This window comes from Clostridium sp. FS41, assembly GCF_000954015.1.
In the GTDB taxonomy this organism is placed as follows: domain Bacteria; phylum Bacillota; class Clostridia; order Lachnospirales; family Lachnospiraceae; genus Enterocloster; species Enterocloster citroniae.
Genome location: NZ_JYHN01000061.1, coordinates 379,097 through 392,422, shown reverse-complemented (window position 1 = coordinate 392,422; position 13,326 = coordinate 379,097). Strand labels below are relative to the sequence as shown.

Genomic DNA, 13,326 nt, shown 5'->3' with positions numbered 1-13,326 from the left:
TATTAGTCAAGATGAGGGTCGGTCTGCTCTATGAACTCGGCCTGGACAGCGTCCTGGATCCTCTTAAGGAGCTCAGGCGCTTTTCCGCCCACCGGCTTTTTGTCCACCTCGCTGGCAGACAAGCAGAACTTGGTGGAGGAGGTGACCAGGACCTCATCGGCGTGCATCAGTTCTTTAAGGGTATAGGGAGTCTCGCTTACAGGAATCCCTAATTTTTTACAGTTATTGATCAGATGGGCCCTTGCAATGCCGGGAAGGATCAGGTTATCCGCGGGAGCCGTGTACAGGATTCCTTCCTTTAAAATGTGGCAGTTGCTGTGGGCACATTCCGTCACACGGTCCCCCCTGTGGAAAATAGCTTCCTTACATCCCGCCTCGCTGGCTTTCTGGGCAGCCATGACACTGGGGATCAGGTTCAGGGTCTTTATATTACAATGGAAGAAACGGGTATCCTCCACGGTGATCAGCTTGATCTTCTCAGTGAGTTCCGGGGAGGGAAGGGGTTTTAACATGACCCAGAGGTTAGCCGGAGCGTCTGCGGGAAATTCATGGGTGCGCATAGCCGTCCCCCTTGTAACCTGATAATATACAAACAGGTCGCCGGTGTCCATCTCCCTAACCAGATCCTTTAACAGTGTTTTCAGTTCTTCCTTGGTGCAGGGCATCTGTATCCGTAAAAGGCCCGCGCTGTTAAAAAAGCGGTCCACATGCTCGTCAAGGGCAAATATGTTGTAATTGCGGCAGGGGCCTGCGTCATACACCCCGTCTCCGAACCAGCATACCCGGTCGTTCATGGGTATGGTCATCTTATGGATCTCATCATATGTTCCATTGTAATACCCCAGTGTCTTCATTGCATTCTGATCTCCTTTTCCTCATATACGCACGCTCTACAGCTCAGGAATAGCTGAGTACACGTTCTTGATCTCCTTTAATACAAAATGGGTCCTGGTGGCCGAGACACCGGGAAGGCTTTTGATGGTCCTGTGTATGCTCTCCAGCTCGTCTGATGAGGCACAGGTGATCTTGATCACAAAATCATAATCCCCTGTGAGATAATAGCAGTCCAGGATGTTGGGATGGCCCATGATCACTTCGGTAAAAGAATCGTGAAACCTTGGATGTTCCAGGCTGATCTCCATCAGAGCCGTCACATCATTGCCAAGGGCTTTGGAATCCACCCTCACCGTATATCCCTTGATGATCCCGGCCTCCTCCATCTTCTTAATGCGGTCCAGCACAGCTGACACGGATAAATGAATGGCCTTGCTGATATCCGATGCTGTCTCCCGTCCATTTTCTTTCAGTATATTCAATATTTTGTAGTCGATCTTATCCATGATGACCCCCTGCTGTTTTCCTTTTCAAATTCGTTGTTCTGATATATACTGATATAATAACACAAAAATTCCAGGAGTTGTATATGAATCTTTCTTATTTAAAATATGCTGTTGAAGTGGAAAAAACAGGGTCCATCACAAAGGCGGCCCAAAACTTCTATATGAACCAGCCTCACCTGAGCAAGATCATACGGGAGCTGGAGAGGGATCTGGGCTGTCCCATCTTTGACCGCACCAGCCGCGGGATGGTTCCCACCAAACGGGGGGAAGAGTTTTTGCGCTACGCCAAAGCCATCCTGGTCCAGGAGGAGCAGATCGAATCCCTGTGCGTCAAGAACAGCGAGCGCACCCTGGAGATCAGTCTGAGTGTGCCCAGGGCCACCTATATTTCCTATGCGTTTACAGACTACTTAAAGGACATGCGTTCATTCCCCTCCGTGAGCCTTGGCTACAAGGAGACCAATTCCCGGGATACCATACGCGGCGTGTCCTCCAAAAGCTTTGACCTGGGGATCATACGGTGTCAGGCCCTCTACGAATCCTATTACATGAAAATGCTCCAGGATGAGAACCTGGACTGGAAGGAGCTGTGGGAGTTTTCCTGCAATGTACTCATGTCCGCCGGCCACCCGCTGGCTGACAGGGAACATCTTACCTATCTGGACTTTGCCGACTGCATGGAGGTGGTCCAGGGTGATATACAAAATCCCTCCTTTACCTTTGAAACACAAGATGCCTCTGCCACAGGAGGAAATTCACGTAAAACCATTTCCATCTATGACAGAGGCAGCCAGTTTGAAATATTGCGGCAGATTCCGGGCACTTACATGTGGACCTCCCCTGTTCCCTACAGCTGTCTGGAGGCCACGGGCCTGATCCAAAAGCCCTGCAGCTATCCGGGCAACGTACACAAGGACCTGCTTATTTACAGGAGCGGATACCGTTTTTCCAGGGATGAGAACGAATTTCTTCACTGCCTGGCACGTATGATCAGCCGCCTGTCCGTACAGTAGCCCGGTGGTCACGCCGTGACCATGCTCTTGGCCTGCCGGTTTGTGTACCTGTGCCGTACAGTACTCAGCCTTTTGTTTTTGCCCCTGACTGCCAGTAAGGCGAAACCTGGTCCAGAGGCATTTCCACCAGCCCCAGTCCCTTCACGTAGCCGTAGACCACAAAGCCCCGTTTGCACCAGAAGGTGCATTCCAGGCACGGGCTTTCATCACAATAGGAAAATGCATCCTCGTCCGCCAGGGCAAACACGCAGGGCGGACGCTTTCCGGGCATGATGTATTTCATATAACCTCCGGTAAATGTTCTCAGATAGAGCCACTCCAACTCATAGCCCTTTTCCATGTGAAAGAATACCTGGACCGCATTGTCATTATAGCCGCCCACGATCCGGTAGCTCATGGAGCCGGCGCTGCCCAGGTCCCGGCTGGAGACAGGGACCAATACCTCCATCTCCTCACCGCAGCAGCTGATCCCGGACTCTGTTTCCGCCCAGCCCGTGCGCTGGCAGATGCTGCCGCAGACCTCACAGCGGTAGAATATGACCTTGGGGCACTGGACAGAAGGTTTTCTGGCAGCCCTGCTCCTTCTGGGGCCAAACACCTGCTCCTTCACCATCTCACCCCCTCTGTTTTAAGTCTTCCAGCAGCAGATATTTCTTTACCTTCCCGCTCCCTGTTCTCGGTATTCTGCCGATCAATTCCAAACGTTCCGGCCAAAAACGCTTGGGGACGTGTTTTTCCTTCATATAGGCCAGCATCTGCCCCAGATCCGGCGGCTCCCCCTCCCCGGGCACCACATAGGCGCAGATCCGCTCCCCCAGCCGCTCATCCGGCATTCCGATCACAGCATGGTCCGCCACGCCGGGACATCCCTCTATGGCGTCATTAATATAATTGGAGTTCAGGTTCTCCCCGCCCCTTACGATCATATCCTTTTTTCTTCCCACAATGCGTATGCAGCCGTCATCATCCATGACACAGAGATCGCCGCTGAAAAACCATCCGTCATCCTTTAAAACCCGGTCCGTTTCCTCCCGGTCCTTCAGATATCCCACAAACACATTGGGACCTCTGGATATCTCCTCGCCAATGGTCCCCGGCTTTACATCCCTTCCCTGCTCATCCACCACCCGCACCTCGATCCCCTTCAGCGGGCGTCCTGCCGTACTTTTTTTAAGGGCGGGCGCCTCCTGGGGCCTGACAAACACATGGGGCACGCTCTCCGTGGATCCGTACACCTCGCACAGACGTATGTCAAAGGCCGCGGCCCTTTTCACCATATTCTCCGGTACGGGCGCGCCGCCGCAAAGGTAAAACTTCAGGGTTTTGACCCTTCCCCCCTGCTGTTCCAGGCAGTTTAGGATATCGTAGATGAATGGAGTGGATCCCATGGAATAGGTACACCCTTCCCGGTTCATAAGCTCTATGGCCTCAGGACATTTAAACCTTTGCTGAAGCACTACCTTCGCCCCCAAAAGCATGGGGGCGATGATGCCGTGGTGAAAACCGGTGGCATGGTTTAGGGGCGCCGGCATGAACATGATATCCGTTTCATCCAGGCCAAGCTCCCTGTTAAACTGTTCCTCACTGAATATAATATTGCTGTGGGTCAGCATCACGCCCTTATTATTACCCGTGGTACCCGAAGTGCCCAGGATCAGGGCCACGTCCAGGCCGTCCATCCGGCCGTACTCCCGGGGCGGAAGGGGCGGGTACGTTTTTAGGATTTCACCGTACGTGGTAAACCCGCCTTTTACCGGTCCCAGAGAATCCAGGAATACCGCATGTTTTAAAGTCCTTATCTCTTCCCTTACGGACTGAAACCTTGCCTCATAATCCTTGCCGCGAAACCAGGCAGTGCCGAAAAAGATCTTTGTATCGGCTTTGTTCATGGCGTGGATCAGGTCCGGTTCCTCATAGCACATGGCAATGGGGTGCATTACGGCGCCGGCCTTCATGCATCCAAAGGCAATGACAATGAACTCGCTCCACACGGGCACCTGGAAGGATACGCAGTCCCCGGTCTCCACTCCCATGTCCCTTAAGTAGGCAGCCACTTTGGAGGACAGGATATCCATCTCCCTGTAGGTACAGCGGTTTCCCCTGTCGTCCACCACATATTCCCTGTCCGGGAACCGCTCCGTGATCTGGACAAAGCGGTCCAACAGGGTTTCATGGCTCCAGTATCCCTCTTTCAGGTAATGCTCCATCTGCTTTTGGTCTGTCTTCATTCCATCCATCGCGATCCTCAGGCCTGCTTCCTGGCTTTTAACTCCTTGGTCAGGGCAGGGACTATCTCAAACAGATCTCCTACCAGACAGTAATCCGCCACCTCAAATATGGGGGCTGAGGCATCCTTGTTAATGGCCACTATGGTTCCTGACTCGCTCATGCCTGCCACATGCTGCACTGCCCCGGAGATTCCGCAGGCAATGTACAGCTTGGGAGTCACAGTAGAGCCGGTCTGCCCCACCTGCCTGGACTGGGGCATCCACCCCGAATCCACCGCTGCCCTGGAACAGCCCACCGTGCCGCCTAAAAGGTCGGCCAGTTCCTTAAGGATGGCAAAGTTTTCCGAGTTCTTCATTCCGCGGCCGCCGGAAACGATCACATCCGCCTCCCCCACCGGGATGGTGCCGTCCGTACATGCCTGTATGAACTGGATCACCTGTGTGCGGATATGGTCCGCATGGATCTCCTCGCGGATGATCCTGGCCCGGCTCTCAGCCAGGGGAGCCGGTTTTTTAAATGCCCCGGGCCTTACGGTCCCCATCTGCGGGCGTGTCTCGCTGCAGAGGATCTGGGCGTACAGGTTTCCTCCAAAGGCAGGGCGCTCCCACACCACGTTCCCTGTATCTTCCACGCTGAGGGCCGTACAATCCGCAGTCAGCCCGGTGTGCAGGCTCACCGCCAGCTTGGAGCCCAGATCCCTTCCATTGACCGTTGCTCCCACCAGGATGGTGTTGGGATCATACTTTTTGCACAGCTCCAGGAAGGCATACCCGTATCCGTCCGCGGAATAATGGTCATACTCATCCCCCTGCACCACATAGATCTTATCCGCGCCGTAGATCCCCGCTGCCTGGACCGCGTTCTCCACCTCTTTGCCAATGACCACTGCACACAGCTGCTGTCCCAGACCTTCCGCCAGCTTCCTGCCCTGGCCCAAAAGCTCCAGTCCCACATTCTTGGGGGTTCCCTCAAAACATTCAATGAACACCCATACATCTTTATATTGTTCAAAACCCATGATTCTTCCCCCTTTCTACAATACCTTTGACTCTTCCAGGCAGTCGAGAAGCGATGCCGCCATGCTCTGGGGACCGCCTGCTATATATACCCCGTCAGCCGTGCGCTTGGGGGTAAAGGTTGCCTTAACCTTGGTGGGCGAACCCTTTAATCCTATTTTGGCAGTATCTATAATATCCTTCATATCCTCCAGGGTCAGCTCCGGTATCTCAGCCTTTAGGGATTCCAGCTTTCCTCTGATGGTGGCGTAACGCGGCTTATTCGTTTCCTTGGTGGCGGTGCACAGCACGGGAAGCTTTGCCTCGATCACCTCCACGCCCTCTTCCACCTGGCGTTTTGCGATCACCTTGTCCCCCTGGATCTCCATGGAGACAATATAGGTAAGACGGATCATCCCCAGATGCTCCGCAATGCTGGGAGCTGTCTGGCCCGTATCCCCGTCAATGGCCTGCTTTCCTCCCAGTACCACATCAAAGGGTCCCAGATGCCGGATGGCGCTGGACAATATATAGCTGGTGGCATAGGTATCGGAGCCCCCAAAGGCCCTGTCCGTGATAAGATACGCCCTGTCAGCGCCCATGGAAAGGGCTTCCCTCAGTACGGCTTTGGCCTGAGGCGGCCCCATGGAAAGTACGGTCACTTCTCCGCCGTATGTATCCTTTAGCTGAAGCGCCGTCTCCACCGCATTTCTGTCAAAGGGATTTAAAATGCTGGGAACGCCGGTACGTATCAATGTATTTTTTACCGGATCGATCTTAATCTCTGTTGTATCCGGAACCTGTTTTACACATACAACAATCTTCATCGTGAACCCCCTTCTTATTTGTATTCCTTGTTCAGGACATTTGCTATGGTCATGCGCTGGATCTGGTTGGTTCCCTCGAAAATCTGGAATACCTTTACGTCCCGCATCAGCTTCTCAACCGGATACTCTCTGCTGTAGCCGTATCCTCCAAATACCTGGACCGCATTGGAGGTGACCTCCTGGGCGCAGTCCGTCACAAAGGTCTTGGTGATGGAGCCTTCCTTCTGCACCAGATTTCCCGCATCCATCAGCTTCATGGTATTGTTCACAAGGCATCTGGACGCCTCCACCTTAATGGCCATGTCGGCCAGAAGTGCCTGGACCATCTGGAATTTGATAATAGGAGTGTTAAACTGTTTGCGCTCCTTTGCGTACTTTACGGCTTCATCCAGCGCCCTCTGCATAATGCCCACGGCCAGCGTTGCCACAAAGGCCCGGGAAAGGTTAAGTGCATTTAGAGCCAGCTTAAAGCCTGAGCCCTCCGGCCCCAGCATACGGCTCTTTGGCACTCTCACATTCTCAAAGATCAGATCCGTTGTGTTGGACAGCCTGAGCCCCATCTTGTCTTCATGGGCGCCCACGGAAACTCCCGGCGTATCCCTGTCAATGATAAAGGCGGAAATCCCCTTGTGTCCGGCTTCCGGATCGGTCTTAAAAAAGCCCACGTAAATATCGGACAGGGCTCCGTTGGTTATAAAGGTTTTGGTGGCGTTAAGTACGTACTCGTCACCGTCCGCCACAGCCGTTCCCCTGATGCCCGCAGGATCGGAACCTGCATTGGGTTCGGTCAGGGCAAAGCCCGCAAAGCTCCCCCTGTTTATAATATCCGCAAAGTACTGGGCCTGCTCCGGTGTTCCGGCCAGGATCACGTTGCGCAGGGCCACAAACGTGGTGACAAATGTGATCGCGTAACCGGCATCCACCTTTGCCAGCTCCTCAAAAATCATGGCCGTGGTCTCATAGCTCAGACCCGTTCCGCCGTACTGGGCCGGAATCTCCAGCATGTGGAGGCCCATCTTAAATCCCCAGTCAAACAATTCCCTGGGGCACTCGCCCTTCTCGTCCGCTTCCTGAACAAAAGGCTTGATCTCATGCTCTGCCATATCCCGTACCAGGGCGATCAGTTCTTTTTGTTCCTCGGTATACAGTAATGCCATTTTCTTTCCCCTTCCTTCTCGTTATAATGAGACATCTTCCCTATTCCGTTTCCCACACTGTTGGAATAAGAGGACAGGGCAGCCAGATCCGGCTGTTCATCCTGGCTGGCTGCCCTGCTCCCACGGGATCTTTTTGGCCACATCCCAGGGCCGTCCGGTTAGATCACATACTTGACCTGACCGCCGAACTTAACTGCACTCTTTGAAATGGTGATGCGCTGCACGGTGGGAGCGCCCTCTTCCAGCCACATGGCGCGGCAGTCCCGGTACATGCGCTCAACAGGCCCGTAAGGATTGTCCTCAAAGTATCCCACGCCGCCAAAGATCTCCAGCATCTCGTCACTTACCAGCCTTACGGTATCAATGCTGAACAGCTTACACATGGCAGCCTTTTCCTCAATGTACGGTCCCTCTGCCTCCACCTCGTAATCCCTGGCAAAATCATATACCATACAGCGCAGGGCATGGATATTCATCTGCATGTTGGCGATCTTCATCCTGATCGCCTGACGTGTGATGATGGGTTTTCCAAAGGTTACACGGTCAGCCGCGTACTTTAAGGACATTTCCAGCATCCTCTGGGCCATTCCCAGGTTGCTGGCCGCTATATGGGCCCTGGAAACAGACAGGGAGTGAAGGGCGATCTCAAGTCCCTGTCCTTCCTTTCCCAACAGGTATTTCTTGTCAATGCGGCAGTCCGTAAACTTAAGATCCCCGTGTCCGGCTCCCCGGCATCCCATCATATGAGGCATATTAATGACCTCAAATCCGGGAGCATCCATGGGAACAAAGAAAGCGGATAAACGGTCGGCCTTGTCGGACTCCGGATTGGTCACTGCGATCACATAAGCAAACTCACAGCAGTCCGTGTGGGAGATCAGTGTCTTTTCCCCGTTCAGTATGTAACTGTCTCCGTCTCTTACCGCTGTGGTGTGCAGGTCGGCGCCGGTGCCGCCGGCTGCCTCGGTCAGGGCAAAACAGGTAAAGACCGACTTATCCTGGAATTTAGGCATATACTCCGCTTTCAGCTCTTCATTTCCATAATCATCCAGGATTCTCCAGTTCAGATCCATTGCATAGTGGAGATGCATCCTCATTCCGCCCGGGCCCCTGGAAAACTCCTCCTGGACCTGAAGGATCTCAAGTTCCGACAGCCCGTATCCGCCGTATTCCTCGGGCAGTGCACACCGGTATAGATCATTCTCAATGGCCAGGTCATAAAACTCCTGGGGAAACTTGTTGGTCACTTCCACTTCCTTCTGGATCTCTTCCAGCGGGCCTTCGGCAAGCGCCCGGATCTGCATCAGATAGTCCTGGAACTGCTGGGGTGATAATTTACTCATAGGGTGATTCCTCCTTGCTGTATTGTTTTATCAATTTTTTAACAATCTCTTGATGTTTCCATTATAATATAATCTGATCCACATATCCAATCGTCCTTTTCCTCACTTTTGTGCACAATCTATAGATTATGTCTATCATATCTTTTTTCTATTGTGCACTTCACCTTTATGTGTTATATTGTCTCCATCACAATGGGTAATATGATACATTTATCCCAATCCAAATCATAACAATTCAAAGGCAGGAGGTAATGATTCACATGAGACAGGAAATACTGGAGGGCATCAGGCGTCATGTCCAATCCCTGGAAGGGCTGGAGCATGTCCAGATCCTGGAAATCGCGCCGGGCCATGCCAAAATCGCTTGGGACGTTCATCCGTCCGCCCTGAATCTTTACGGCAATCTTCACGGCGGTTTGATCTTCGCCCTCTGTGACATGGCCGCAGGAATGGCCACCTATGCCTACGAGGTGTCCAACGTGACCCAGCAGGGCTGTATCCACTTTATCAAAAGCGTGAACTCCGGAAAACTGTATGTGCAGGCGGACGCGGTGCACAAGGGGAGCCGGACCGTCATCCACCACGTTGGGGTCACCACCCCGGAGGGAAAAGTGGTGGCGGACGCCACCTTTACCATGTTCCTCTTTGACCCGGTGTAGGTCCTGTCCCGGGACAGCTTACGCCAGGGTGGATACCCCGCCAAATTCCGGGCCTCTGTCCAGTACATGCTGGATATAATTCTTCACGGCCGGGGTCAGGTAATTGTTCTTGTGGTACACCATATAGACCAGTCTGGCTTCTGCCTCCAGCTTCACATCCAGGTGGACCAGGTTGTCAAACTGTTTTAAAAGCGGGGTGTCGGCCACAATGGCAACCACCTGGTTAATGGCGGCATATCCCCCAATGGTGGTTTCATCATAGCCATAGTGGGTGGCTTTCAGGTTATGCTTTCTCAGTTCCTTTTTTATGATCCTTCCCACAGGGCTGTTCTCCGGATAGGTGAGGATCTCATAGGGCTCCAGATCCTCCAGCTTCATGGGCTTGCCCTCAAAGGCAGCCAGAGGATGGGTACTATTGACAATGGCCGTGTACTCCTGGGACAGAATGGGGGTAAAGCACAGGTCCGTCTCCCCCTCCGACATGGAGCAGAATCCAACATCATACGCGTCCGAGCGGACCCCCTCCACAATGGCCGGGGTCATGCCGTTAAACACATTAAATTTGACCGTGGGATTGCACTCCTGCATGTAGCTGTTAATGGACCTGGGCAGAAAATCCCCGCAAAGGGTGGGGATGCAGGCCACATCGATCATACCTCCTATGGTTCCGGAATTTTCCTTTGCATTGTCGATCCCAACTTCCAGTTCAACCAGGGCCTTACACACATGGACGTAGAAGTCCCGCCCATACTTGGTCAGCTTCACTCCCCTCCCTTCCCGCTGAAACAGGTCAATGCCCAGATCCCGCTCCAGGGACAGGATGGAGGCGCTGAGGCTGGGCTGGGTGATGTAAAGCTCCTGGGCCGCCTTGGTATAGTGCTGTACTTCAGCCAGCTTGCGGAAATAATAAAGCTGTGAAAGGTTCATTACAAAATACCTCCTTTTTAAAGCGCCTTGAGGGCTTTTGCCCTGCCCATGTTCCGGCAGGGCAAAAACCCCTTTTTTCAGTTTCCTGCTTCAGAAAATCCCGGTCCGTAGCTGGGGGCTGTGACGCTTTCCGGCAGCGGCGGGCCGTCATAGCATTTGACAGCGCCGGCCTGCTCCAGGCATGTGATCTCCTCCCGGCTGTAACCGTATTCCTCCATCACCCTCCTGGTATCCGCCCCAATGGATCTGGATCTTACAAGGACAGGATCCCCCACGCTTTTCAGGCGGATGGGGCTGGTGGGCACGCTGACTTCCCCCAGGGAATCATAAGGGATCTTTCTCAGGATGTCGTTGTCATAGGCCTCCTGGTCATTTAAAATGTCGTCCATGGTAAAACATTTCTGGAATGGGATGTCGTTTTCCTTAAACGCCTTTTCCCAATAGGCAAAATCCTGTTTTTCAAAGGCCTCTTCCATCCACCGGATCATCTGCACATTGTTCCCTGTCTCGTTGAGCACCTCCAGGGTATCGTATTCCTTGTTTCCAATAAGATGGTCCAGCCCCATGACCCTCATGACCAGCTCAAAATATTTGTTGTAATGGCCAAAGCACATTAAAAACCAAATGCCGTCCCTGGATCGGTAACAGTTGTTGGTGGGACAGGGCACTTCTTTCCTTGAACGCGGATACTCTCCCCCCTGCTGCGAAACCGCCACGGCGCTGGACATGCCCCATACGGCGCAGTGGTACAGATTTACCACCACCTTATCTCCCACACCGCTTCTCAGCCTGCGCACCAGGGCTGCCAAGATCCCGGCCGTAAGGGCCACGGATGCGTTCCAGTCCCCAAAGGCCACAGGTACGTTGGCAGGCTCAAAGTGTTCCCCCTTTTGCGGAAAGGCCATGACCAGGCCGCCTCTGGAGGAATAGGAAGTGGCATCAAAGCCCTTGGAATCCTTCTCAGGCCCTCTCTCCCCATATCCCCGCATCTGTCCAAAGACAATGTGGGGGAACTTTTCACTCAGTGTCTCATAATCCAGCCCCAGCTTTTTAAGGGCCTTATCCCGGAAGCTGGTGACAACAATATCTGAATCCCCGATCAGCCGGTACACAAACTCCAGCCCCTGGGCGGTTTTTAAGTTTACGCTGAGCCATTGTTTATTCATGGAGCTTAGGTCATATGCCTGGTCGTCAAATTCCGTTTTGGATTTCATCCCCCAGCTGGCTCCCTGGGTGCGCTGCTCATCTCCTGTAAAGGGCTCGATCTTATATACCGTGGCCCCCATCTCTCCCAAAATACGCGGACAGGCAGGCGCCGCCACATAGGCGGTCAGGTCCACTACCTTGATTCCCTCTAATCCATTCATTGCAACACCTCATCCTCTTCTCTCTGTTTCTGCAGGTTAAACTGGTAATCCTTCCTGATCTTTTCCGGACCGCACAGGAGAAAATACAAAAGGATCCCGATCCCGATTCCCCATGCGCCTCCTTTTGCCACCATGACGCCCGACATCATACCGGCAATTCCCAAGTCTGTCTTATCCCCTGAAAGGGATACGGCGATCTGGGTGCACACATAGCCCTGGATCATTACCAGCACTGCCAGAACCGCACCGGACCCGGCCAGGGCCACCAGGTAAAGGGGATAACAGAACAGGCCCAGCACTGCCAGGATCATATTGGTTCCGTATCCGTCCCAGATGCTGTCCATGCCCTCCCGCCCTGAATTCTTATAGCGCTGGAAGGTGGAAACCGCATAGGGGGCGCTCATGGGACCGCCCAGAGGAGGGAACGGGGTAAGAAGCCCCAGAAACAGGTTTCTCAGTCCGCACACCACATTAGTCCTGTTTGTGTTGTAATCCACCAGCTCATCCTCGCGGGCGGCATCCATCCCCAGCTGCTTGACCGTAATAAAATCACCAAAGGCAATAATATAGGCCACAAAAGCAATGGGAAGCGCCTGAAGCCAGATCCTTAGGGGCGCAAAGCCGATAAAAAAGGGCGACATGGATCTGACTGCTCCTGCAAAATCAGGAACTGCCAGGACCTGGGAAAAACTGACGGAAGAATAATCGATCTCCCCGGTGACGGCTCCCACCAGAAGACAGACAAACACTCCGCAGGCAAATGCAAACCGGCCCATGATCTTAAACAGATGGATCCGGTTTGAATGTTTTTTAAAATAGGTACTGAACATGAAGTAAAACACCACCATGGAACCGGCAAAAATGGTAATAGGGTAAGTGTACAACCCTGCCCCTGCCTTAAACTGGCTAAAGGCCGCCGTGACAGCCGTCCCCATGACAATCCCTGATTTGATGGAGGGCGGCACCATACCGGTGATCTTCCTGGCGCCTCCGGTCACACCCAGCACAATAAAGATAACAGCCAATTCCAGCTGCAGGGCGCACATGGCCTGCATCCTTGGGATCCCTTCCCCATACCCGTTGAGATATACAATGACCAGGGCCAGGGCCGGAGTGATCCAGCCTCCCACCGTGGCGTCCCCCAACAGCCAGTGAAGACAGTAAGCCAGGCAGCTGAACACGATCACGGCCCACGCCTGACGGTCTTCAATCCCCAGTATCCCCACCAGGGTGGCAATGGCCGCCAGGGAGGTGACGCTGTTGCAAAGGCCGGTGATTGCCTCCGGCCCGGTAAAACGAAAATGGATCAAGGGCAGCCTGATCTTAAACATGCCGCATCCTATGTAAGGCTGCTCTTTTCCATATTCTCTTTTTAACACTGACATATGTAACCCTCCAGTCTGGTATCTGGCCGGGACGCCCCCCTCAGGGAGGCGTGGACAGGCAATGTGCCTCCCGGCCTTTTACAA

Annotated in this window: 14 protein-coding genes; 2 read left to right on the top strand and 12 right to left on the bottom strand. The window is 53.4% G+C overall.

Features of this window, described 5'->3' with window-relative positions:
- Window positions 1–2: 2 nt before the first annotated feature.
- Window positions 3–854 (bottom strand): D-amino acid aminotransferase, encoded by an 852-nt coding sequence (locus tag CLFS41_RS16375; RefSeq protein WP_045092849.1) that lies wholly within the window; start codon window positions 852–854, stop codon window positions 3–5.
- A 36-nt stretch (window positions 855–890) separates the two neighbouring features.
- Complete coding sequence (locus CLFS41_RS16370; RefSeq protein ID WP_007860794.1) at window positions 891–1,340, bottom strand: Lrp/AsnC family transcriptional regulator; 450 nt, start codon at window positions 1,338–1,340, stop codon at window positions 891–893.
- Window positions 1,341–1,423: 83 nt separating this feature from the next.
- Between CLFS41_RS16370 and CLFS41_RS16365 the strand changes: the two genes are divergently transcribed.
- Complete coding sequence (locus CLFS41_RS16365; protein ID WP_007860795.1) at window positions 1,424–2,353, top strand: LysR family transcriptional regulator; 930 nt, start codon at window positions 1,424–1,426, stop codon at window positions 2,351–2,353.
- Window positions 2,354–2,417: 64 nt separating this feature from the next.
- Here CLFS41_RS16365 and CLFS41_RS16360 read toward each other — a convergent pair whose 3' ends face one another.
- From CLFS41_RS16360 to CLFS41_RS16330, 7 genes are read right to left on the bottom strand one after another with little or no spacing between them, the layout of a single operon-like run.
- Window positions 2,418–2,966: a hypothetical protein gene (locus tag CLFS41_RS16360; RefSeq protein ID WP_242856884.1), complete on the bottom strand. Its 549-nt coding sequence runs from the start codon at window positions 2,964–2,966 to the stop codon at window positions 2,418–2,420.
- A 1-nt stretch (window position 2,967) separates the two neighbouring features.
- Window positions 2,968–4,590, bottom strand: coding sequence for an AMP-binding protein (locus CLFS41_RS16355; protein WP_045092848.1), 1,623 nt, complete (start codon window positions 4,588–4,590; stop codon window positions 2,968–2,970).
- Window positions 4,591–4,598: 8 nt separating this feature from the next.
- Window positions 4,599–5,600, bottom strand: coding sequence for an electron transfer flavoprotein subunit alpha/FixB family protein (locus CLFS41_RS16350; protein ID WP_007860805.1), 1,002 nt, complete (start codon window positions 5,598–5,600; stop codon window positions 4,599–4,601).
- Between the two features lie 15 nt (window positions 5,601–5,615).
- Window positions 5,616–6,404 carry an electron transfer flavoprotein subunit beta/FixA family protein gene (locus CLFS41_RS16345; protein ID WP_007860807.1) on the bottom strand — a complete coding sequence of 263 codons (789 nt, stop codon included), beginning with the start codon at window positions 6,402–6,404 and terminating at the stop codon, window positions 5,616–5,618.
- A gap of 14 nt (window positions 6,405–6,418) precedes the next feature.
- Entirely contained in the window at window positions 6,419–7,561 is a 1,143-nt protein-coding gene (locus tag CLFS41_RS16340) for an acyl-CoA dehydrogenase family protein (RefSeq protein WP_007860809.1), read from the bottom strand.
- Complete coding sequence (locus CLFS41_RS16335; RefSeq protein ID WP_040415186.1) at window positions 7,525–7,704, bottom strand: hypothetical protein; 180 nt, start codon at window positions 7,702–7,704, stop codon at window positions 7,525–7,527. Before CLFS41_RS16335 ends, CLFS41_RS16340 begins: the two co-directional genes overlap by 37 nt.
- Window positions 7,705–7,719: 15 nt before the next feature.
- Window positions 7,720–8,904 carry an acyl-CoA dehydrogenase family protein gene (locus CLFS41_RS16330; protein ID WP_007860810.1) on the bottom strand — a complete coding sequence of 395 codons (1,185 nt, stop codon included), beginning with the start codon at window positions 8,902–8,904 and terminating at the stop codon, window positions 7,720–7,722.
- Between the two features lie 260 nt (window positions 8,905–9,164).
- Here CLFS41_RS16330 and CLFS41_RS16325 point away from each other — a divergent pair, with 260 nt between their 5' ends.
- A complete protein-coding gene (locus CLFS41_RS16325; RefSeq protein WP_007860813.1) occupies window positions 9,165–9,563 on the top strand; it encodes a PaaI family thioesterase in 399 nt (132 codons plus the stop codon).
- An 18-nt stretch (window positions 9,564–9,581) separates the two neighbouring features.
- Here the strand turns inward: CLFS41_RS16325 and CLFS41_RS16320 are convergent, their stop codons facing one another.
- The 3 genes from CLFS41_RS16320 to CLFS41_RS16310 all read right to left on the bottom strand — a co-directional run bounded on the left by CLFS41_RS16320 (window position 9,582) and on the right by CLFS41_RS16310 (window position 13,242).
- Window positions 9,582–10,490 carry a LysR family transcriptional regulator gene (locus tag CLFS41_RS16320; protein WP_007860814.1) on the bottom strand — a complete coding sequence of 303 codons (909 nt, stop codon included), beginning with the start codon at window positions 10,488–10,490 and terminating at the stop codon, window positions 9,582–9,584.
- Between the two features lie 77 nt (window positions 10,491–10,567).
- On the bottom strand, window positions 10,568–11,857 hold the full coding sequence (locus CLFS41_RS16315) for a CoA transferase (RefSeq protein ID WP_045092847.1): 1,290 nt from the start codon (window positions 11,855–11,857) through the stop codon (window positions 10,568–10,570).
- On the bottom strand, window positions 11,854–13,242 hold the full coding sequence (locus tag CLFS41_RS16310; RefSeq protein ID WP_045092846.1) for a hypothetical protein: 1,389 nt from the start codon (window positions 13,240–13,242) through the stop codon (window positions 11,854–11,856). Before CLFS41_RS16310 ends, CLFS41_RS16315 begins: the two co-directional genes overlap by 4 nt.
- Window positions 13,243–13,326 lie beyond the last annotated feature (84 nt).

What these genes read in the sequence shown, in the direction of transcription:
- CLFS41_RS16345 (WP_007860807.1), bottom strand. Translation starts at nt 6,404, where the DNA reads ATGAAGATTGTTGTATGTGTAAAACAGGTTCCGGATACAACAGAGATT.
- CLFS41_RS16315 (WP_045092847.1), bottom strand. Translation starts at nt 11,857, where the DNA reads ATGAATGGATTAGAGGGAATCAAGGTAGTGGACCTGACCGCCTATGTG.
- CLFS41_RS16325 (WP_007860813.1), top strand. Translation starts at nt 9,165, where the DNA reads ATGAGACAGGAAATACTGGAGGGCATCAGGCGTCATGTCCAATCCCTG.
- CLFS41_RS16355 (WP_045092848.1), bottom strand. Translation starts at nt 4,590, where the DNA reads ATGGATGGAATGAAGACAGACCAAAAGCAGATGGAGCATTACCTGAAA.
- CLFS41_RS16350 (WP_007860805.1), bottom strand. Translation starts at nt 5,600, where the DNA reads ATGGGTTTTGAACAATATAAAGATGTATGGGTGTTCATTGAATGTTTT.
- CLFS41_RS16360 (WP_242856884.1), bottom strand. Translation starts at nt 2,966, where the DNA reads ATGGTGAAGGAGCAGGTGTTTGGCCCCAGAAGGAGCAGGGCTGCCAGA.
- CLFS41_RS16365 (WP_007860795.1), top strand. Translation starts at nt 1,424, where the DNA reads ATGAATCTTTCTTATTTAAAATATGCTGTTGAAGTGGAAAAAACAGGG.
- CLFS41_RS16320 (WP_007860814.1), bottom strand. Translation starts at nt 10,490, where the DNA reads ATGAACCTTTCACAGCTTTATTATTTCCGCAAGCTGGCTGAAGTACAG.
- CLFS41_RS16340 (WP_007860809.1), bottom strand. Translation starts at nt 7,561, where the DNA reads ATGGCATTACTGTATACCGAGGAACAAAAAGAACTGATCGCCCTGGTA.
- CLFS41_RS16310 (WP_045092846.1), bottom strand. Translation starts at nt 13,242, where the DNA reads ATGTCAGTGTTAAAAAGAGAATATGGAAAAGAGCAGCCTTACATAGGA.
- CLFS41_RS16375 (WP_045092849.1), bottom strand. Translation starts at nt 854, where the DNA reads ATGAAGACACTGGGGTATTACAATGGAACATATGATGAGATCCATAAG.
- CLFS41_RS16370 (WP_007860794.1), bottom strand. Translation starts at nt 1,340, where the DNA reads ATGGATAAGATCGACTACAAAATATTGAATATACTGAAAGAAAATGGA.
- CLFS41_RS16335 (WP_040415186.1), bottom strand. Translation starts at nt 7,704, where the DNA reads ATGTGGCCAAAAAGATCCCGTGGGAGCAGGGCAGCCAGCCAGGATGAA.
- CLFS41_RS16330 (WP_007860810.1), bottom strand. Translation starts at nt 8,904, where the DNA reads ATGAGTAAATTATCACCCCAGCAGTTCCAGGACTATCTGATGCAGATC.